We start from the raw sequence: 21694 nt of genomic DNA, 5'->3' as shown, positions 1-21694 counted from the left end.
AAAAAATTAATACAATGAAAAAGTTTATTTTATCCTTAGTACTCATGGCTGTAACAACAAGTTACAGCCAAGAGTTAAACCTACCGGTGTTTACACAGTATTTAGCTGATAACCCTTTTGTACTTTCTCCTGCATATGCAGGTATTGGAGATAACCTTCGAATAAGAGCCAACGGATTAACACAATGGGTCGGGATTAAAGACGCCCCTCAAAACCAGTCTCTTTATGCCGATTTTAGAATTCTTGATCGTTCAGGAGTGGGTATCTCTATGTACAATGATAAAAATGGATACACTAAACAAACAGGAGCCAAAGTATCTTTTGCGCATCACATTATTTTAGATTATTATTCTAAACAATATTTGTCTTTCGGACTTTCGTATAATTTTAATACGTTTAGAATTGATGTCGATGAGTTTAATAACACAATAGAACATCCAATTTTAGATCCGTCAGTAACAGATAACCGTTATACAACAAATAACAACTTTGATATTAGTGCCTTGTACCGAAACAAGAACTTTTATATAAGTTTTAATGCCAATAACGTTTTAAAGAAAAACACAAACAAGTATCGTGGAGTAGAGCCGGATCTGCTTTCAAATTATCAGGTTTACACAGGTATGATTTTCAAAGACGGAGAAAACAGCCGTATCGAATATGAACCATCTGTTTATTACCAATATTTTGCAAGTGATAAACGTTCTACAACCGATTTTAACTTCAAGTACAGAAGATACAACCGCTACGAAGATTATTATTGGATTGGAGTTTCATACCGTTTCTTAAATGACCAGTTTCCAAAACCATTATCCGTTGGACCAATGGCAGGTTTTATGAAATCTAAATTCTATTTTGGATATTCTTATCAAATCATGTTCAACGACTTAGGAAACTACAATACCGGAACGCACGTTGTCACTATCGGATTTGATTTCTTACAATCGATTAGTAACTGTCCGTGTACACAAGGACCAGTTCACGATTAAAAATTATAACTTAAAACTTACTGTATTTAAACTACAGTAAGTTTTAATGTTTTATAGAAGATCCATTTTTTTCCTTATTTCCTAAATTTTTGTTTTTTTTCAAGGTTTACATCGTTTTCGTTGTAATGATGTACTATTTTTCGTTTTTTTCGAATTTAACACAAGCCGAAATGTTCTATATTTGTTTTTCTTTCAAAAAAACTAAAAAATTATCAAATGAAAACTCTAAACGATTTCGACTTTAAAAATAAAAAGGCAATTATCCGTGTTGATTTTAATGTGCCGTTAGATGAAAATTTTAATGTAACCGATACTACACGTATTGAAGCTGCAAAACCAACTATCGATACTATTTTAGCACAGGGCGGAAGTGTAATTTTAATGTCGCACTTAGGAAGACCAAAAGGTGCTGAAGAAAAATATTCTTTAAAACACATTTTAAAAACAGCTTCTGAAATTTTAGGTGTTGAGGTTAAGTTTGCTGAAAACTGTGTTGGAGAACCAGCTCAGACAGCTGCTAAAAACCTACAGCCAGGAGAAGTTTTATTACTTGAAAATTTGCGTTTTCATGCTGAAGAAGAAGCTGGAGATGTTGCTTTCGCAAAAGAATTAGCTTCACTTGGGGATATCTATGTGAATGACGCTTTTGGAACAGCGCACAGAGCTCACGCTTCAACAACAATTATTGCACAATTTTTTCCAAACGATAAAACCTTTGGAACTTTATTGGCTAAAGAAATTGAAAGTTTAAACAAAGTGCTTAAAAATAGCGAAAAACCAGTTACTGCAGTTTTAGGAGGATCTAAAGTTTCTTCAAAAATTACAGTTATTGAGAACATTTTAGACAAAGTTGACCACATGATTATTGGCGGCGGAATGACTTTTACTTTTATTAAAGCACAAGGCGGAAAAATTGGAGAGTCAATCTGCGAAGATGACAAACTGGATTTAGCACTTGAAATTTTAAGATTAGCAAAAGAGAAAAATGTTCAAATACACATTCCGGTTGATGTAGTGGCTGCAGATGATTTCTCAAATACAGCAAATACACAAGTGGTAGATGTAAATGCAATTCCTGATGGATGGCAAGGTCTTGATGCAGGTCCAAAATCTCTGGAGAACTTCAAAAAAGTGATTTTAGAGTCAAAAACTATCCTTTGGAATGGTCCGTTAGGTGTTTTTGAAATGGAAACATTCTCAAAAGGAACTATTGCTTTAGGTGATTATATTGCAGAAGCAACTAAAAATGGTGCATTTTCTCTAGTTGGAGGAGGTGATTCTGTTGCTGCAGTAAAACAGTTCGGTTTTGAAGACAAAATGAGCTACGTATCTACTGGTGGCGGGGCAATGCTTGAAATGTTAGAAGGAAGAATTTTACCTGGAATTGCTGCAATTTTAGACTAAAATATCACAATTAACATTTTTTTGCATATTTTTAAACGTTAAACTTTATAAGTTTGCAAAAATACAAGTCCTGTAATTAGTTGAATTATAGAATTTTAAAAAAATGTTATATGATTGTAAAGAAAATCTCCTTAGTGGTTACCGCTTTATTTTCGATGTCGATGTTTGCGCAGGAAACTGCAGAACATTCAAAAGAAATAAAGCCCGAAGTAAAATTGTCCTATTTAGATTCTATTAAAAGCACATTCAAAAAAGACGATTTGGCGGCGAGAGTTGACAGTCTTTGGATGAATGAGTTAGTAAGTTTAGATATCTACGATGATCTGACAAAAGACATTCAAACCATTAATAAGGACGTTACGGTAGATGAAGAATTGCCAACAGAGCTCTTAAAACAGCGTTTGGCAGCAATGAATGCTAAATCTCCTTTTGAGATAGAATACAATCAGGGATTAGAAAATGTAATAAAGTCATTTCTTAAGAATCGTAAAAAATCGTTTTCACGATTAATGGCTTTATCAGAATACTACTTTCCAATATTCGAGGAAACTTTCGCAAAAGAAAAAATTCCATTGGAAATAAAATATTTGGCCGTTGTAGAATCTGCTTTAAACCCTAAAGCAGTTTCTAAAATGGGCGCTACCGGACTTTGGCAGTTTATGTACGGAACCGGAAAACAATACGCTCTAAAAATCGACTCTTATATTGACGAAAGAAGCGATCCTCTTAAAGCTACAGCAGCATGCTCAGATTACATGACCAGAATGTTTAATGTTTTTAACGACTGGGAATTAGTTTTAGCATCTTATAACTCAGGACCAGGAAACGTTACAAAAGCAATTCGTCGTTCTGGAGGTAAAACAGGTTATTGGGATATTCGTAATCATCTTCCAAAAGAAACACAAGGATACGTGCCGGCTTTTTACGCTACGATGTACCTTTTCGAATATCATAAAGAACACGGAATCAATCCGGAAAGGGCAGTTCTTAAAAACTATGAAACTGATACAATTGCGATCAAAAATCAAATGTCGTTTAAGCAAATTGCCGATTTGTTAGATATGCCGCAATCACAACTGCAGCTTTTAAATCCATCTTATAAATTAAATGTCGTGCCGGCCTATCATGGTGAACAAAATTTCCTTCGTCTGCCAAAAGATAAAATAGCAGCTTTTGTTTCAAACGAAGATAAAATTTACGCTTATGTACAGCACGAATCAATGTTTAAAACAATACCAACACGTTTAGCAGCTAAAATAGCTCCAAAAGGAAAACCAGTTAGAGAAGCTGTAGAAACATCAAAAGACATTCAGTTTTATAAAGTTAGAAAAGGAGACAACTTAGGCGCAATTGCAGATAAGTATAATGTGAATGTTTCTGATTTGAAAAAATGGAACAATCTTAAATCCAATGCTATTGCTTTAGGAAGATCTTTAAAAATTAAATCAAACATTGATGCATCTGCAAAAGTGACAAAAGAGCCTAAATCTATACCAGCAATTGATAAAAATACTGAAGAAGCAATCGCTTCAAATGATGATAAAGATAAAGTTTCAGTTCAAACTGTAGAGTACGTTGTAGCTTCTGGAGACAATTTAGGCAGCATTGCTAAAAAATTCGGTACGACTATTGCGGACTTAAAAGAATTAAATGATCTTACGTCTAATAATATTGGTTTAGGAAAAACATTAGTGGTTTCTAAAATAGTTACAGAAATTCAAGAGCCTGTTTCAACAGCAATCGCTTCAAATTCTGTAGACTCATTCAAGAAAAAAGCACCTTCAGCAAAAAGTGCAGCCGAAGATTATTACGTTAAAAAAGGTGATTCTTTATACAGCATTTCTAAAAAATATCCTGGAGTAACAATTTCAGATATTAAAAAATGGAATGATATTAAAGATGAAGATATTAAACCGGGAATGAAACTTAAAATAAACGGATAATAAAAAAATCTTATTTAAATTTGGGTTTTATTTCATTAAATTAAAAAAATGAATAAAACCCATTTTTTATTGCTTATACTTCCGTTTGTACTGATTTCTTGTTTAAAAACAGATAGGCAGTCTCACCCAGTTTCTGGAAAAGCAAACACCATTTCTATAATTATCGACGATCAATTATGGTATGGCGAAGTTGGCGATACTATTCGAAATAAATTCGCTTCGCCTGTTCTGGGCTTAACTCAGGAAGAGCCTCTTTTTACAATTAATCAATATCCTGCAAAACTCCTTGAAGGATTTGTAACCGATAGTCGAAGTATTATCGTAGTTAAAAAAACCGCAAACGAAAAATTCGAAATTACCCATAGCAAATCTTTGCCTCACAATACTTTTCGCATTTACGGAAAATCTATTGATGATATCATTTGCAGTATCGAATTAAATTCGGCACAGATTATCAAATTAATTCGCGATGCCGAAATAGAAAGAATTCAGGATGAAAACAGCAAATCACTTTTAAATCCGGCAGTTATCAAAAACAAATTCCATATAGATATCCAAATTCCAACCGGATATGAATATGTTCTTCATAAAAAGAATTTCATCTGGCTTAAAAAAGACATTATCAGCGGTAATACCAGTTTGTTGATCTACCAAATTCCATTGCACAATTTTAAGACAAAAGGAAATGTAGTGGGCAGTATTATCAAAATGAGAGATTCTGTCGGTCGTTATATTAAAGGCCGAGAACCAAATACACCAATGATTACCGGCGAAGCTTATGCACCTTATTTTTCTAATACATCACTTGATGGAAAAGAAGCTTTTGAAACCAAAGGCACATGGGAGCTAAAAAACGATTTCATGGCCGGACCTTTCATCAATTACGCAATTGTAGATCCTGTTTATAACCGAATCTTAGTTATAGAAGGATTTTGTTATTCTCCCTCAAATCAGGAACGCGACTTAATGCTCGATCTTGAAGCAATTATAAAATCAGTAAAAATAGACAAACGATAAGGCTTTGTTTCAGATTTTCCAGTTGCCGGAATAAAATCGAATTTCAGAAAAGACAAAATTACAATTGGAGCACAATTGTATTTAAAGAAATTTTACGAAAGTCATGGGTTTGTACAAACAAGCGAAATGTATTTAGAAGATGATATTCCGCACATAGAAATGATTCGAAATTAGAAGTAAAAACATAAACGAAACAAAGTTGCGTTTTAAAAATACTGTTTTATTTTTTTAAGCAACTAATTTAAATATAAAGATTTAACAACTTAGTTTAGAGTAAAACTTTAAGTCATAAACTAAATCTTAGTAATTAAAAACTCTACTCTACGATCGTAATTATCACCCTTTTTTAAAGGGAATTTGTTACCGCATCCCTGGTAAGTCATTCTGTTTTTAGAAACTTTTTTCGAACTTAAATAATAGAAAACTGTTTTCGCACGGTTCCATGAAAGTCTTCTTTCTCTTGTGTGTTTGTCAATTCCGTCACTATAAATCTCTGGAGTACAGCACACGTGTCCGCGAATTTCAAATTGTATATTTTTCTGTTTTTGAAGAGTAAGCGCAATTCTGTCCAGTTCTTTTTTTGAGCTATGCGTTAATCTGGCACTTCCCATATCGAACATAATATTTTCTAGATATATTTTATCACCAACCTTTAGTTTGTCTTTAAAAGAAGTATAAATATCTTTTCCAAAACTATTTCGTTTCACTAAGATCAAATCCACCCGCCGATTGCGTAAACGGGTTTCATAAAGATTTTCAACAGTATCAGGCCGAACAACCACGCGGCCTTTTCCTTCCAGAATAACAATTTTACTTTCTTTAAATCCAGATGAAACTAATAAACTTTGTATCGTATTAACCCGATCGTGAGATAATCGAAAATTGTAATCATCCGTACCACGGTCATCACAGTAACCATAAATCTGAATAGATTCAACTTTAGTCGTGTCTATTGATTTTATAAATTTATTTACAATTTTAGTCTGCGATTCAGTAAGGTCATACTTGTCGAAATCAAAATAAACTGTTTCGATTGGTTTGTACTGTGCCGTTAAATTGTAAATAATAAACAAAAATAAGACCCGGTAAAGTTTCATTTTTTCTACATTTTTAAAATCGTTTTATATTCAGTTTGGTTATTCAATACGTTTACTGCCCTTTTAATTTCTGAATTGTTCTTAATATAAAATTGATACAATCCTTCTTGGTATTGGTATCTTTTGATCAGCTCCTCCTGAATTAAACCTCTAATTTCTTTTTGATTTTTATCCAATAATGTGGTTTCGCTTTTCTCCAATGCGGCTAATAATTGTTGATATTCCGGAGCAATAGTCTCGTCAATCTTTTCGTTCTTGGCTGCAGCCAAAGTATTTTTCAAGGCAACTTCTGTTTCTGTATCAAAAGTGATTTTGTTCGTTTTTAGATATTGTTTGAAACTTGTATAATCAGCATCAGTAACAACAGGTATTTTGTCGCCTAAATTTGGGTTTTTATAATAATATGATGTTGCGTAGTCAAATATCCCATCATTTTTCAATAGAGCGGTTGTAATTGGGCTCATTTTGGCTTCTTCTAACTCAATGTCCGGTAAAACACCGCCGCCATCATACACCGTTCTTCCTTTTCTGGTTTTAAAAGCATTGAAATTTTTGGAATCTGTTTTTTGGGCAACTCCGTTTTTGTCTTTATGTGCATAATCAAGTGCCTGTATACAACGTCCCGAAGGCGTGTAGTAACGCGAAATTGTAACTTTCAGCTGCGTTCCATAAGTCAGGTCAACAGAACGCTGTACCAAACCTTTTCCAAAACTACGGCTACCTAAAATCACGGCACGATCTAAATCTTGTAAAGCCCCGGAAACAATTTCAGATGCCGATGCACTTCTTCCGTTAACCAAAATAGCAAGAGGAATCTGTGTGTCAATAGGTTCTTTAGTTGTTTTGTAGGTGTTGTTATGTTTTTCGATTCTTGATTTTGTTGTTACAATGACCTCATTCTTTGGAACAAATAAATTACAGATATCAATAGCTTCATTTAAAAGTCCTCCCGGATTCCCTCTCAAATCCAATACAATCTGCGTTGCACCATCGGCTTTTAATTTTTCTAAAGCGTCTTTAACTTCGGCGGAAGCCTTTCTGCTAAAATGCGCCAAAACGATATAACCCGTTTTCTCATCGATTTTCCCATAAAACGGGACCGATTTAATATCCACTTCATCCAAAACCAATTCAGTCGTAAAAGTTTTTCCCTGACGAAGATATTTTATAGCAATTTTAGTGTTTTTAGTTCCCTTCAGCAATTGCGAAGCATCATCTTTAAAATCAGCAATCAAAACATCACCAATCTGGATAATTTCGTCACCCGCTTTTAGTCCCGCTTTATCTGCAGGATAATTTTTATACGGTTCACGAACAATCAAACGATCTTTTTTACGTGCAATCATAGCGCCAATTCCGGTATATTCTCCCGTATTGTTGATTTTGAAATTTACTACATCCTGCTCGTTAAAGTAAACCGTGTAAGGATCTAAACTTCCCAGCATGCTTTTAATGGCTTTGTCCATCAAATCACCTGGATTTGTTTCGTCTACATAATTAGTATTTACGGCTTTAAACAAAGTTGTGAAGATTTCAATTTGTTTGGCAATTTCAAAAAAGTCCTCTTTGAAACTGGTTCCAATAAATAAAAATCCTGCCACAACAGTTGGTATGATGAATTTCTTCTTGAAATAAGGATACATGACTATGATTTTTTTCTTTTAATTCTCTTTCTAATAAAATAGGCTAATACAACAATTATAATAATAAACGGCCAAATGCTGATAATTGATATAAAGAAACTTGACAAGCTAAAAAATCCTGATTTAATAGCGGTCCAGACTTTAGATCCGTATGATAATTGCACTGCTTCTTGTTCCGGCAGGTTTTTATAAAACTCAATTGTAACCGTACTTTCAGAAACTCTGCTTTCTAAATATTTTAACTGGCCTTCTTTAGCTTCAATTTCTTCGCGGATAATCGAAATCTGTTTTTCGATTTCTAAGATTTCACTAATTTTAGTGGCTTTCTGTAATATTTGAAGATAACGTTCTTCAAGTTTTCTTTTGTTTTTTAATCTTGTCGTTAAGTCGATATATTGTTCGGTAACATCTTCTGCAGTTATCTCTTTTCTCTCAAAATAAGATACGCCTTTTGAAATTGTATTGATAAAATTGTCAAAATTCTGACTTGGAACTCTAATCGTTATATTTCGATAAAGCGTGCCATAGTCTTTTCCTTCAGAATCATTTTGAACTTTTCCCTGACTTTGTTTAACCGCTGTTTGAATCTGTTTGTATGTTTCTTCTAAATCATTGGTTTCAAATCGAAGCGATGCTTGTTTTATGATTTTTTGTTCAATTTGAGTTGAAGAAACATCTGGATTTTTATCTGCACCGCCTGATTCATATTTTTTTGGAGGCAATTTAATTGCACTAATCGAAGCTGCTTGTTCTTCATTAGGAGCCTCATTTTTACTACATCCCGAAAGAACACAAAAATTACAGATAAAAAGAAAATGTATCGCATAAAATTTCAATTTAGTGCTAAAACTACAATTTTTTTATAATTCTTTATCTGATTTGATCTACAAAGTTGACTTTGAAGGCTTATAACTCCTTTTTGATTTCAGATTCAGGAGTTTTATTTAGCTGCTGCACAAATTTCTCAAACAACTGAATCGTTTTGATATTGATTTCTTCGTAAGATAATCTGTCTTTTGTCTGGTAAAAAAGCATGAACGAATACGGCTGAGGCAGATTATCCAAAAGTAAATGTTTGTTAAGTCTGTAGGTTTCTCTCAAAACTCTTTTAAAGTAATTTCGGTCAACTGCTTTTTTAAAGTATTTCTTAGAAACCGAAACCCCCACTTTAGTATTTCCCTGATAAGCTTCTTCCGCTTGACGGTAAACCAAACGAAGAGGATATTTTGAAACCGATTTTCCTTCAGAAAAAAGTAATCCAATCGTCGTTTTGCTCTTTAAGCGTTCATTTTTAGGGTAGGTAAAGTTCATTTAATTCAGAAAAAATTTGCAATTTTATAGGCAAAGGTACAATTAAACCATAAAAACGGTTATTGTTTTCAATTTTTCTACCGCTAAAAATATATTTACTACTTTTGACCTCAAATTTTTTCAAGCATGCAGAAGATAATTTCATATCCAATTTCCGTAATTTTTTATTTATGTTTTGGATTGTGTTTGGCGGTTTTTCACCCAATACAATGGATTTGCCTTAATCTTTTTGGTTATCAGGCTCACAAAAAAAGTGTTGATTATTTAAATCTCTGTCTTTTAAGATGTACACATTTAGTGGGAACAACGTATAAAATTACAGGAGTAGATACTATTCCAAAAGGAGTTCCCATCATTTTTGTGGCTAATCACCAAAGTATGTACGATATAGTGACAATGATTTGGTACTTTAGACGTTTTCATTGTAAATTTGTAAGTAAGAAGGAGTTAGGAAGCGGAATTCCGAGTGTGTCTTTTAATTTGCGCCACGGAGGATCTGTTTTAATTGACCGTAAAGATCCTAAACAAGCGATTCCAGTAATCAAAGGCTTGTCTGAATATATTGAAAAAAACACTAGATCTGCTGTGATCTTCCCGGAAGGTACCCGAAGTAAAACTGGAAAACCTAAAGAATTTGCCCAAAGTGGTTTAAAAATTCTATGTAAATACGCACCATCTGCGTATGTTGTACCGGTAAGTATTAATAATTCATGGAAAATGGTTCGCTATGGAATGTTTCCTGTGGGCTTAGGAAATCATTTAACTTTTACCGCACATAAAGCTATGGCCGTTAAGGATTATGATTTTGCCGAGTTGATGGCTTTAACAGAAAAAGCAGTTGTAGAAGGAGTAAACGAGTATAAACAGGTTTAAGTTTTAGTCCGAGCTAAAACGTAAAAACCCAAATTTAAAATAAATAATGTCTATAAAAAACATTCGATTAGAAGTGATGCAGTTTTTGGAAAAAAACGTGGACAGCTTCGTTGAACAGTATTTAATTCCGGTGGAAAAAATTTGGCAGCCGTCTGATTTCCTACCTAATTCTGAAGGAGAAAACTTTTTTGAGGAGGTAAAAGAATTGCGTGAAATTGCTAAAGAATTGCCATACGATTTTTGGGTAACGCTTGTTGGTGATACAATCACTGAGGAAGCTCTGCCAACATATGAGTCTTGGTTAATGGATGTGGAAGGAATTGATCAAATAGAAAACGGCGGAAATGGCTGGTCAAAATGGATCAGACAATGGACCGGAGAGGAAAACCGTCATGGAGATCTTTTAAATAAATACTTGTATTTGTCTGGCCGTGTTAATATGCGTGAAATCGAAATGACAACACAGCATTTAATCAACGACGGTTTTGATATTGGAACTGGAACTGATCCGTACAAAAACTTTGTATACACTAGTTTTCAGGAATTAGCAACTTACGTTTCGCATAATAGAGTAGCGCAGATCGCGAAAAAATTTGGAGATAACAAATTGTCTAAGATGTGTAAAATGATTGCAGGTGACGAAATGCGTCATCACCATGCATACAGCGAATTTGTAACCAGAATTTTTCAGGTTGACCCGAGTGAAATGATGTTAGCGTTTCAATACATGATGAAGCAGAAAATCGTTATGCCGGCTCACTTTTTAAGAGAATCTGGTCAAAAAATTAGTACTGCTTTTGAGCAGTTTTCTGATTCTGCTCAGCGTATTGGAGTTTACACTGCAAACGATTACGTTGATATTATGCAAAAATTAATCAACAAATGGGAAGTTGATAAAATCACCAACTTAACAGATGAAGCTGAAAAAGCACGTGATTACTTAATGAAACTTCCAGCTCGTATGGCTAGAATTTCTGAAAGACTAGTAATTCCGGCCGAAGGTCACATCTTTAAATGGGTGGAACCTGCGAGATTGTAAAAATTTTAGATCGTATATTTCTGATTTTAGATTTAGAATTGATTTTGCAATTTATATTGATATGAAAACATTGTTGATTGTTGAAGCTTTAAAAATTCAACAATCAACATTTTTTATTTAAAGAATACAACACACGTGTAAATCCGTTTCATCGGTTAAATCCGAGTGCCGCCTTACCACAAAAACATGACTTATGAATAATTCTGAACTTATAATTAAAACCATCGCTTTTGTAAAAGAGAAATTAAATGATGCCGAAGGCGGTCATGACTGGTTTCATATCGAACGTGTTTACAAAAACGCGCTTTTAATTGCAAAAGAAACCAATTGTGATCTTACAATTGTTCAGTTAGGCGCTTTACTTCATGATATAGCCGACAGCAAATTTCATAACGGAGATGAAACGATTGGGCCAAAAACGGCACGTTTGTTTTTAGAGTCAGAAAATGTTTCAGAAGACATTATCCTTCATGTGGTTAAAATCATTGAAAATATCTCTTATAAAGGCGGGAATTTTGAAAAGAAATTCTCTTCTGTCGAATTAGATATTGTTCAGGATGCAGATCGTTTAGATGCAATTGGCGCAATTGGTATTGCTAGAGCTTTTAATTATGGCGGATTTAAAAACAGAACACTGCATAATCCAGAAATTGCTCCCATAACCAATATGACTAAAGAGGAGTACAAAAAAAATAATGCTCCAACAATTAATCATTTCTACGAAAAGCTTTTGCTTTTAAAGGATAAGATGAATACTGAAAAAGGAAAACAAATCGCGGCCGAACGTCATCATTTCATGGAATTATTTCTTGCTCAATTCTATGCAGAATGGGATGGGGTAAAATAAGTTTTTCAGTCTCAGTATTCAGTTTTAAATGCCTTAAATGTTTTGTTTATCAAAAAGAATAATCGGTTTTTTGATATCTTATTCGTTTAATTTGTTATTTAATGTGCTTATGATTTTTAATTTATCTGCGATTAAGAGCAGGATAAAAATAGTGAGAGATAGCAGAAGTGAAGTAATTACAATCAAAGCATAATATTTTATTGTCCATTCAAGGGCCACTTTAGCTCTGTGAATAAAGCTGATGCTTTTTTCTGTTGCTCCTTCATACATAGAAAATCGGACCGTACAAAATTCATTTTCGGTATTAAAATTTCCGAGTTCAACCCCAAGTCCTTGTAATTGTTCTTCGACTTCCAAAATCTTGTCGTTAAGGGAAATGAATTCTGAAATTTCTCCTCCTTTTGATTTTAATTCAGTTAAAGACTGAAGCATTTTTTCGATCGAAATCTTTTTGGCATTTAATTGACGGTATTCGTTTGTTTTGTCAACCTTAGTGATTTCTATGTCTTTAAGTGTGCCAATTTTTTGTAGATCAAGATAAAAATCATCAAATTTTGCAGGATTTACACCAATGAGCAGATGAATTTGTCTATTGCCTTTTTGTCCAAGGTTTTGTTCATATTGAATGATGGCATTGTATGATTTTGTTTTCGCCTTAATTAGATTTTCATCTTGGTCAAATTCAGAGGTTTTAGATTTGATTGAAGCCGTTTTTTCAAATTTTTGATTCGATGCCATATTCGATGCAGCCTGAACATCGCCTTTCATCATAATTTTTTCAGAAGCATAATTTTTTCGCAAATTGTCTATACTTCCAAAAAAATTCTCGCTGAGATCATTTCGGGATGAGGAATCTGAGCTTGTATAGCCATACAGAAGTCTGAATGCAAATAATACTATAAATAGTCCAGCGGACCATTTACTTAGTCTCCAAAATCTTGATCTAAAGTTTCTTGCCATCGTATAGGTTTTTCGTTAGTGTTTTATTTTGACCTAAAGAAAACAAATAATTTAAAACCTCTGCTGCTAATTTTATAATATTTTAAGAAAACTGAAACCGAAAATTTGGAATTGCAGTATATAGGCTCTATTAATGATATCTCATTACAAAATAAGTAATTGTGGCCGCAGATAAAAAACCAAGCGTGAACCATAATAATCTGGCAACTCTATTATCCTTTATAATTTCTATTCTATCTTCTTCTGTCATTTTTTTTAGATTTAAATTTATCCAAAATTAATTTGTACAGAATTGATAAACAGGAGGTAAAAGTTTTTTATGTGATAAAAAAAGACATTTTTTATTTTGTAAGACATTTTCTAAAAACACAAAGCTTCACAAAGAATTAAAATCCGTGTGAAGCTTTATATTTTAAACCTTAGCATCTTATTCTATGAACATCCGCAATTACCATCGCCGCAGTCTTTTTTCTTTTTAGATTTCCAAAAAAACTTTCTAATCAAAAAACCAACAGCGATAAATAATATTGTAAAGGCAATAATTTCTTGTACCATGACTTTTTACTTTAAAAATTGATACGCTATCAATGCCGATACATAAGCCAGACCACTCATAAAAACAAGCTGCATTACCGGCCATTTCCATGAATTGGTTTCTTTTTTTGTAATAGCTAATGTACTCGCACACTGTAAAGCAAAAGCGTAAAAGAGTAATAATGAAATGCCGGTTGCAAAGTTAAAAATCTTTTCACCCGTTTCAGGGTTTACTTCTTTCTGCATTCGGCTTTTAATAGTCGATTCGTTATCACTGTCTCCAACGCTGTATATGGTGGCCAGTGTTCCAACCAAAACTTCACGTGCAGCAAACGAACTGATAATTGCAATTCCTATTTTCCAGTCGTAACCCAATGGAGAAATTACAGGCTCAATAGCTTTACCCATAATCCCAATGTATGAATTCTCTATTTTTTGAGAAGCCACTTCATTTTCAAATTGAGTTTCATCCAAAGTTGTATTGGCAAATCTTTCTTTCACGATAGTCTCTGCATCATTAAATTCTTTTCCAGGTCCAAAAGAGGCTAAAAACCACAAAATAACGGATATTGCCAGAATGATTTTACCCGCGCCCAAAACGAAAGCTTTGGTTTTCTCTACAACGTTAATTCCAACGTTCTTGAAAAGCGGTAATTTATAACTTGGCATTTCAACAACAAAATACGTTTTTGAATTCAGTTTTAAAACTTTATTTAAAATATAAGCCGAGATTATGGCCGCTACAAATCCTAGTAAATACAACAACATTAACGATAATCCCTGAAGATTTAAAAAGCCAAGAACTCGTTTATCTGGAATTACCAATGAAATCATAATCGCATAAACCGGTAATCTTGCAGAGCAAGTCGTGAATGGCGTTACTAAGATCGTAATTAAGCGTTCTTTCCAGTTTTCGATATTTCTCGTTGCCATAATTGCCGGAATGGCACAAGCTGTTCCTGAGATTAATGGCACAACACTTTTTCCGGAAAGCCCAAATTTGCGCATGATTTTATCCATTAAAAATACCACACGGCTCATATAACCGCTTTCTTCCAAAATAGAAATAAACAAAAACAAGAAGGCAATCTGCGGGATGAAAATAATAACACCGCCAATTCCCGGAATAATTCCCTGTGAAAGCAAATCGGTTAAAATACCACTAGGCAATACTTCAGACAACCAGCTGCTTAATGATGCAAAACTGCTGTCTATGAAATCCATAGGAATAGTTGACCAGCTGAAAATAGACTGGAAAATTATAAACAAAATGCTAAGGAAAATAGCATAACCCCAAAATTTATGCGTTAAAACTCGATCCAGTTTTGCCCTGAAATCGGTTGCCGCCTCAACATCAACTTTTAAACCCTCTTTTAAAACATCATTTATAAACTGATATCTTTTTATGGTTTCTTTTTGCTGTAAACGTTTTAATTCTGAATGTGATTTGGTAAAAGCATTTCGGATTTCATTTCGGTCTAAATTCGAAAAGTTAACATCCTGCGTAATTACCAGCCACAATTTGTACATTAATTGATTTGGAAAAGCATGTTGCAGCTTTTCAAAATATTCAGGATCAATTACAGATGCATTTAAGCAAGGTTCGTGCGTGATCGTTTTATATGAAACAATAAGTTCTTTTAATTCTTCAATTCCTAAACCTTTTCGCGAACTTACTAAAGCAATTTTAGTTTTTAGTTTTTCTTCTAAATACGGAATATCCAAAGTAATTCCTTTGCTTTCCATACGGTCAGACATATTGATAACCAAAATCGTTGGAATTTCAAGATCTTTTATCTGAGTGTAAATCAGCAAATTTCGTTTTAGATTTTCAACATCAGTTACCACAACGGCAACATCTGGATATAATTTGTCATTTTTGTTCAGCAAAAGCTCAATTACCACACTTTCGTCCATCGAACTTGCATTCAAACTATATGTTCCCGGTAAATCGAGAATGTTAGCTTTTATGTTTTGAGGTAATTTACAAAAACCGATTTTTTTCTCGACCGTAATTCCCGGATAATTCCCAACCTGTTGTTTTAAACCTGTTAACTGATTAAAAACGGAAGTCTTTCCTGTGTTTGGATTTCCAATAAGGGCAACGTTGATATTCTGAATGCTCATTATAAATTGTTTTGGATAAGTTCAACTTCAATTTCACGAGCCGTTTCAACACGAATAGCAACATGCGAACCGTTAATGTCTAGATATAAAGGATCTCCAAAAGGAGCAATTTGAAGTAGTTCGACTACGCTGCCTGGCAAACAACCCATCTCTAATAGTTTTAAAGGAATCAAATCGATATCAAAATCTTTGATAATGGCTTTATCGCCTTTTTTCAGGGTATGGATTGTATTCTGCAAAGCTTATTTAGATTGAGTTTAGATTGCAAAAATAGGCAATAATTATTTATTCCAAGGCAATAATCGCCTTTGAAAATGCTAAATGTTTCTAAAAATAAGGGATTTTACTCATTTGATAAGAAATCAATGTCTTCTAACAGACGTTGAATTTCTTCTTTATTTGTTCCGTCATAAAATCCGCGAACACGTCTTTTTTGGTCAACCAAAACAAAATTCTCAGTATGAACCATATCATACAGCTGATCTGGTCTTCCTAGTTTTACAGCCAGATATGATTTTCTTGCCATTGTGTAGATTTCTTTTTTATCTCCTGTAACCAAATTCCATTTACTGTCAACAACGCCATATTTTATCGCATACGCTTTTAAAACAGAAACACTGTCTACCTCAGGGAAAACCGTATGAGAAAGCAGTTTAACTTTTGGATTGTTTAATACTGCTTTTTGAACTTCAGATAAATTTGTTGACATTTTCGGGCAAATTGAACCGCAGGTTGTAAAGAAAAAATCGGCAACGTAAATTTTGCCTTCATAATCTTTTTGAGTAATAGTATCGCCGTTTTGGTTTACAAACGAAAAATCTGCAATTGTATGGTATTTACTTTTATACTGAATTGTACTGTCTACCAATTCAGGATTTACATCAGAAGGATTATAAATTGGAAGTGTTTTTTGTGGCTTTAGTGCCGAATAAAATAAAGATATAGTAACTATAGAAAATACAATTAATACAATGAAGAATTTGCGGTATTTATAAAGAAGCGATTTCATAAAAATAATTTGGCGCAAAAATACGAAAAGAGCATTTTAAAAGCTGCAGTTATAACACTTTTTAACAGGCTGGGTTTATTATCATCTCGCAAAGCCGCAAAGTTTTTTATTTAAGATTAATGTTTGTAAACTTAAAATCCAAAGCTTATAAATTTTGAACTTGGCATCTCTGCGCCTTAGCAAGATTAAAAATCAATGCTGCGATTATTGCAAGAATTTTAACATAGAGTTTCAAATATTAACAATATGTTTGTGTTTACACTCAAAATCTATGTATTAATGAAAAAACAATTAAGTAAACCTTTATTTTGTGCTTTTTCTGTAATGGTTTCATTTACAGCAATGAATGCACAAACTAAAGAAATCAAAGAACCAGGTATTAATGTTTCGTACATGAATACTAAAATTAGTCCAAGTCAGGATTTTTTTCAATATGTAAACGGAACCTGGCTGGATCAAACAGAGATTCCAAGCGACAGAAATTCCTGGGGAAGTTTTAATGAATTACGTCAAAAAACAGATGACAATGCATTGGCTATTTTAAAAGAAGCTTCAAAAAATCCAAAGTACAAATCAAATACAGATCAAGGTAAAGCGATTGCTTTGTTTAATACTATTTTAGATACTGTTGGAAGAAATAAGCAGGGAGTTAAACCGCTTCAGCCGGCTTTAAAAAAGATTGATGCGATTAAAAACGCAGCTGATTTACAAAATTTCCTGACCGAAATGCAGTCACAAGGCAGCAGTATTGGTTTTTTTGGAATTTATGTGGGTGCCGATGCTAAAAACAGCAACAAAAGTTCAGTAACATTAAGCCCGGGAACTTTAGGATTATCGGATAAGGATTATTACAATTCTGATGATAAAGATTCTAAAGAAAAACGTGAAAAATACGAAATTCACGTTGCCAGAATGATGCAGTTTATAGGAGAATCTCCTGCAAAAGCAAAAGAAAGCGCAAAACTGATTGTAGCTTTAGAAGTAGAAATGTCTGCACCAAGACTGGATCGTGTTGAAAGAAGAGATCGCAGAAAACAATACAATCCAACAGCAGTTGCTGATTTAAAAAAGAATACTCCGTCGATTCAGTGGGATAAATATTTTGCCGGAATTGGAATAACAAAATTAGATACTGTAAATGTTGCGCAGCCACGTTATATGGCTGCTTTAGAAAAAATTTTTACAGATAAAAAAGTAGAAGCCTGGAAAGAATATTTAAAATGGTCTGTATTAAACAGAGCAGCATCAACTTTAAGTACAGATATTGAAAATGCTAATTTCGATTTTTACGGAAAAACATTAACCGGAGCTTTAAAGCAGCGTCCGCGTGAAGAAGTAGCATTGCAGGTTATCAACGGTGCAACTGGAGAAGCATTAGGAAAACTGTATGTTGAGAAATTATTTCCTTCTGAAGCAAAAGATAAAGCAAAAAAAATGATTGCTAATGTAATGCTGGCTTATCAAAACAGAATCAATGCATTGCCTTGGATGTCAACAGAAACAAAATCTAAAGCGATTGAAAAACTAAACAAGTTAACCGTAAAAATTGGTTATCCGGATAAGTGGAAAGATTACTCTGCTTTAGAACTTAAAAATGTAAATGAAAACGGAACTTATTTTGATAATATGAAAAATGTATCAAAATGGGCGTATATTCAAAGTTTAGCAAAATTAGGAAAGCCAGTTGATAAAACAGAGTGGGGAATGTCGCCGCAAACGGTAAATGCTTATTTTAATCCATCTTATAACGAAATTGTATTTCCTGCAGCCATTTTACAACCACCGTTTTACAATTATCAAGCAGACGAAGCAGTAAATTATGGCGGAATTGGTGCGGTTATTGGTCACGAAATTTCACATGGTTTTGATGATTCCGGAGCAAGATATAATGCCGATGGAAATTTAGTAGATTGGTGGACTGCTGATGATTTAAAACAATTTACAGCTCTTGGAGGAGAACTTGCAGCACAATACAGCGCGCTTGAACCGCTTCCGGGAATTTTTGTAGATGGCAAATTCACATTAGGTGAAAACATTGGTGATTTAGGCGGAATCAACGCAGCGTATGACGGATTGCAGTTGTACCTGAAAGAAAATGGAAATCCGGGCTTAATTGATGGATTTACTCCTGAACAGAGATTCTTTATTTCCTGGGCTACGGTTTGGAGAACAAAATCAAGAGATGAGGCGATTAAAAGTCAGGTAAAAACAGATCCGCATTCACCTGGTATGTACAGAGCAGTTGTTCCAATTCAAAATGTGGATGCTTTTTATCAGGCATTTGGAATTAAAAATGGAGACAAAATGTACGTAAATCCGGAAAAACGAGTAAAAATCTGGTAATATTACAAATAGAAAACGGCGCTGATTCAGCGCCGTTTTTTTATTTTATAAAGAAGTCAATTATTTCAAATGACTGTAAATGTAAGTTTCAATGGCTTTAAGCTCTTCATCAGACATTGCTTTTGTAATTGGAAAATTAGTCTGCATTACTGAAAACTGACTTGGATCTACAATTGGATCTGCGTTCCCTTTTAAGAATGTTACCAAATCACCCTTTTTATCTTTGTAGATTTTGGCAATTTCTTTAATACCAGGGCCAATAACTTTTTGATCAGGTAAATGGCAGGCTGTGCAATTTCCTCTTCCTTCAAAAAGTTCTTTTCCTAAATCTTCTGGAGTTTTGGCTTGGACCGATTCGCCCTCAGAATAGGTTTCTGTTTTTGAATCGGTATTTTCAGAAACTTCTTTTTTACAAGATACAAAAGCTAAAACGGCAGATAAGAATAATACTTTTTTCATTTTATTTATTATTATTTCATGGCTTCAAATTTGTAGCCATTGTATAACAGTTTTGCTACAATTCTGCTTGAAAGAGAATTTTCACCTCCATACAATTGAAGATCGTCTTTTTCTAAACCTGCAGAACTAACTTTTTCTGTACCAGAAAGACCGCCTCTTACCTCAAAGTATTTATTATCAGAAGTGATCAATTCATTTTTGATGTTTTTATTTGTGTTTGGATTTGTGTATCCTGTTTTTGCAGCATACCAGCTTCCAACTTGTCTAATTCTGCGCTGTTCCCTGCTATTATTATCTAGTTCAGTATATAATGAATTTACTTCATAAACTAAACTTGGAGGAAATCCTGCAATAAAAACAACATTTTTCTTGGTTACAGATCCTATAACTACGTTTGTTTGTTTTCCGGCAACATCTTGAATTTGAATTATATCGTCGTTTTTAACTGAAATTTTGGCTTTTACCATAACTTCATTTTCAGCATTTAACTGCTCTTTCGTTTTTAGATTAGCCTGCGCAAAAACATTTTCAATATCAGTAGGTGTTCCGTTAATGAATTCAGTAACTCCTTTTTCATCAATTCCCGCTGCGCTGATAAATTTATATTTGCTATTGGAAACACTGGCAACAATCGCTTTTTGAAAACTTAACCCCTGATCTGTTCCATAATCTACTAATTCATTTGTTTTATTGGTGTTTAAATCTGTTAGAACGCTCCAATATACAGTTGAACCATCAAGTAAAGAAATCATTTTTCTTTCAATAGAAAAAATAGGTCTGTTATCTAATGATAAAATTTTATAAACTAATTTTTGTTTATCTAAAATCGCGACTTCAGTTCCGTCAATGCTGATTTTATCTTTCTTAATTTTAATGTCTTGACCAATTGCAATTGCATAGACCAACATTGCCAAACCCAATAGTGCTTTTTTCATATAAATTGATTTTGGCACAAATATAGTTTTTTTGTAAACATTTACTTGTTTAGTAAAATCGCTGCTTCTTTTGCAAAGTAAGTCGTTATAATACTGGCACCTGCACGCTTAATACAATAAAGCTGCTCAAGCATAATTTTGTCATGATCCAGCCATCCTCTTTCGGCAGCAGCCTTAACCATAGCGTATTCTCCAGAAACTTGGTAAACTGCGACAGGCACATGAACAGCATCTTTTATTTCGCGAACAATATCTAAATAAGCAATTCCCGGTTTTACCATTACAATATCTGCACCTTCTTCAACATCTAATAATGCTTCGCGAATTCCTTCAATTCGGTTGGCATAATCCATTTGATAGGTCTTTTTATCTTTTGGAATATTTTGAGAATCTACTGGAGCAGAATCTAAAGCATCGCGGAAAGGTCCGTAAAATGCCGAAGCATATTTGGCACTGTAGCTCATAATACCCACATTATGATGACCGTTTTCTTCCAGAGCTTTTCTAATTCCTAAAACCCTGCCGTCCATCATGTCACTTGGTGCTACAAAATCGGCACCGGCTTCAGCGTGGCTTAAACTCATTCGCGTTAAAGCATCAACAGTTGCATCGTTAATTACCTGACCATTTTCGATAATTCCGTCATGACCATAAATTGAATACGGATCTAAAGCCACATCCGGCATTACGATCATTTCCGGAACAGCATCTTTAATGGCGCGAATTGTCTGCTGCATTAAACCATCTTTGTTCCAGGCTTCAGTTCCTTTATTGTCTTTAAGGTTTTCACTTACTTTTACATAGATATTTACCGCTCTGATTCCTAAATCCCAGGCTTCTTTTACTTCTTTAATAGTGTTATCCAAAGAATGACGGTAAATCCCCGGCATAGAAGGAATAGCCGATTTTACCTCTTTTCCTTCTGCAACAAACATAGGAAGCATAAAATCTTGTGGACTCAAACTGGTTTCACGAACTAAAGAACGAATAGATTCATTGGTTCTCAAACGACGGTTTCTTTGTAATGGGAACATATAATTTTTAGATTTTAGATTTTAGATTTTAGATTTTTTAATCTGATTTTCTTCAAAACAGAAAAATGAATCTTTGTTTCTAAAAGTGCAGTTGTATTTTTATTTTTTTGAAGTTTGTTTTACTTTTTAA

General features: G+C 33.7%; 20 protein-coding genes and 1 pseudogene. 9 read left to right on the top strand and 12 right to left on the bottom strand.

The window, feature by feature from the left end:
* Positions 1–14 precede the first annotated feature (14 nt).
* The 5 genes and pseudogenes from L1276_RS07365 to L1276_RS07345 form a co-directional block, all read left to right on the top strand.
* A complete protein-coding gene (locus L1276_RS07365) occupies positions 15–989 on the top strand; it encodes a type IX secretion system membrane protein PorP/SprF (RefSeq protein ID WP_253786456.1) in 975 nt (324 codons plus the stop codon).
* A 216-nt stretch (positions 990–1205) separates the two neighbouring features.
* Positions 1206–2393, top strand: coding sequence for a phosphoglycerate kinase (gene pgk / locus L1276_RS07360; RefSeq protein ID WP_253786454.1), 1188 nt, complete (start codon positions 1206–1208; stop codon positions 2391–2393).
* 110 nt (positions 2394–2503) lie between these two features.
* Entirely contained in the window at positions 2504–4336 is a 1833-nt protein-coding gene (locus tag L1276_RS07355) for a LysM peptidoglycan-binding domain-containing protein (protein WP_253786453.1), read from the top strand.
* Positions 4337–4384: 48 nt separating this feature from the next.
* Positions 4385–5353, top strand: coding sequence for a DUF4837 family protein (locus L1276_RS07350; protein ID WP_253786452.1), 969 nt, complete (start codon positions 4385–4387; stop codon positions 5351–5353).
* Between the two features lie 21 nt (positions 5354–5374).
* Positions 5375–5527, top strand: a pseudogene (locus L1276_RS07345) (GNAT family N-acetyltransferase); the annotation flags it as partial.
* 119 nt (positions 5528–5646) lie between these two features.
* On the opposite strand, the gene L1276_RS07340 reads toward L1276_RS07345, so the two are convergent.
* The 4 genes from L1276_RS07340 to rnpA all read right to left on the bottom strand — a co-directional run bounded on the left by L1276_RS07340 (position 5647) and on the right by rnpA (position 9404).
* Positions 5647–6450 (bottom strand): OmpA family protein, encoded by an 804-nt coding sequence (locus L1276_RS07340; RefSeq protein WP_253786451.1) that lies wholly within the window; start codon positions 6448–6450, stop codon positions 5647–5649.
* A gap of 5 nt (positions 6451–6455) precedes the next feature.
* Entirely contained in the window at positions 6456–8093 is a 1638-nt protein-coding gene (locus L1276_RS07335) for a S41 family peptidase (RefSeq protein WP_253786450.1), read from the bottom strand.
* A gap of 2 nt (positions 8094–8095) precedes the next feature.
* Positions 8096–8929, bottom strand: coding sequence for a DUF4349 domain-containing protein (locus L1276_RS07330; protein WP_253786449.1), 834 nt, complete (start codon positions 8927–8929; stop codon positions 8096–8098).
* Between the two features lie 70 nt (positions 8930–8999).
* Positions 9000–9404 carry a ribonuclease P protein component gene (rnpA, locus tag L1276_RS07325; RefSeq protein WP_253786448.1) on the bottom strand — a complete coding sequence of 135 codons (405 nt, stop codon included), beginning with the start codon at positions 9402–9404 and terminating at the stop codon, positions 9000–9002.
* A 126-nt stretch (positions 9405–9530) separates the two neighbouring features.
* Between rnpA and L1276_RS07320 the strand changes: the two genes are divergently transcribed.
* The 3 genes from L1276_RS07320 to L1276_RS07310 all read left to right on the top strand — a co-directional run bounded on the left by L1276_RS07320 (position 9531) and on the right by L1276_RS07310 (position 12163).
* Positions 9531–10277, top strand: a complete 747-nt coding sequence (locus L1276_RS07320; protein WP_253786447.1) for a 1-acyl-sn-glycerol-3-phosphate acyltransferase — start codon at positions 9531–9533, stop codon at positions 10275–10277.
* A 46-nt stretch (positions 10278–10323) separates the two neighbouring features.
* On the top strand, positions 10324–11316 hold the full coding sequence (locus L1276_RS07315) for an acyl-ACP desaturase (protein ID WP_253786446.1): 993 nt from the start codon (positions 10324–10326) through the stop codon (positions 11314–11316).
* Between the two features lie 193 nt (positions 11317–11509).
* Positions 11510–12163 carry an HD domain-containing protein gene (locus tag L1276_RS07310; RefSeq protein ID WP_253786445.1) on the top strand — a complete coding sequence of 218 codons (654 nt, stop codon included), beginning with the start codon at positions 11510–11512 and terminating at the stop codon, positions 12161–12163.
* A gap of 78 nt (positions 12164–12241) precedes the next feature.
* On the opposite strand, the gene L1276_RS07305 is transcribed toward L1276_RS07310, so the two are convergent.
* From L1276_RS07305 to L1276_RS07285, 5 genes are all read right to left on the bottom strand, one after another.
* A complete protein-coding gene (locus tag L1276_RS07305; RefSeq protein ID WP_253786444.1) occupies positions 12242–13123 on the bottom strand; it encodes a DUF4349 domain-containing protein in 882 nt (293 codons plus the stop codon).
* A 432-nt stretch (positions 13124–13555) separates the two neighbouring features.
* A complete protein-coding gene (locus L1276_RS07300) occupies positions 13556–13678 on the bottom strand; it encodes a FeoB-associated Cys-rich membrane protein (protein WP_253786443.1) in 123 nt (40 codons plus the stop codon).
* Between the two features lie 6 nt (positions 13679–13684).
* Positions 13685–15784: a ferrous iron transport protein B gene (gene feoB, locus L1276_RS07295; protein WP_253786442.1), complete on the bottom strand. Its 2100-nt coding sequence runs from the start codon at positions 15782–15784 to the stop codon at positions 13685–13687.
* Positions 15784–16023 (bottom strand): FeoA family protein, encoded by a 240-nt coding sequence (locus L1276_RS07290; RefSeq protein WP_253786441.1) that lies wholly within the window; start codon positions 16021–16023, stop codon positions 15784–15786. The genes feoB and L1276_RS07290 overlap by 1 nt, the downstream gene beginning before the upstream one ends.
* Before the next feature lie 104 nt (positions 16024–16127).
* Complete coding sequence (locus tag L1276_RS07285) at positions 16128–16793, bottom strand: SCO family protein (protein ID WP_253786440.1); 666 nt, start codon at positions 16791–16793, stop codon at positions 16128–16130.
* Positions 16794–17072: 279 nt separating this feature from the next.
* On the opposite strand from L1276_RS07285, the gene L1276_RS07280 reads away from it, so the two are divergent.
* Positions 17073–19136 carry a M13 family metallopeptidase gene (locus tag L1276_RS07280; protein WP_253786439.1) on the top strand — a complete coding sequence of 688 codons (2064 nt, stop codon included), beginning with the start codon at positions 17073–17075 and terminating at the stop codon, positions 19134–19136.
* Positions 19137–19196: 60 nt separating this feature from the next.
* Here the strand turns inward: L1276_RS07280 and L1276_RS07275 are convergent, their stop codons facing one another.
* The 3 genes from L1276_RS07275 to hemB are packed head-to-tail and all read right to left on the bottom strand — an operon-like array spanning position 19197 to position 21564.
* A complete protein-coding gene (locus tag L1276_RS07275) occupies positions 19197–19595 on the bottom strand; it encodes a c-type cytochrome (RefSeq protein WP_253786438.1) in 399 nt (132 codons plus the stop codon).
* An 11-nt stretch (positions 19596–19606) separates the two neighbouring features.
* A complete protein-coding gene (locus L1276_RS07270) occupies positions 19607–20530 on the bottom strand; it encodes a hypothetical protein (RefSeq protein WP_253786437.1) in 924 nt (307 codons plus the stop codon).
* Positions 20531–20571: 41 nt separating this feature from the next.
* Positions 20572–21564 carry a porphobilinogen synthase gene (gene hemB / locus L1276_RS07265; RefSeq protein ID WP_253786436.1) on the bottom strand — a complete coding sequence of 331 codons (993 nt, stop codon included), beginning with the start codon at positions 21562–21564 and terminating at the stop codon, positions 20572–20574.
* Positions 21565–21694: the final 130 nt, after the last annotated feature.

This window comes from Flavobacterium sp. HSC-32F16, from assembly GCF_024171645.1.
GTDB lineage: Bacteria > Bacteroidota > Bacteroidia > Flavobacteriales > Flavobacteriaceae > Flavobacterium.
The sequence above is the reverse complement of the archived record's forward strand: the minus strand, read 5'-3'. Positions and strand labels throughout refer to the sequence as shown.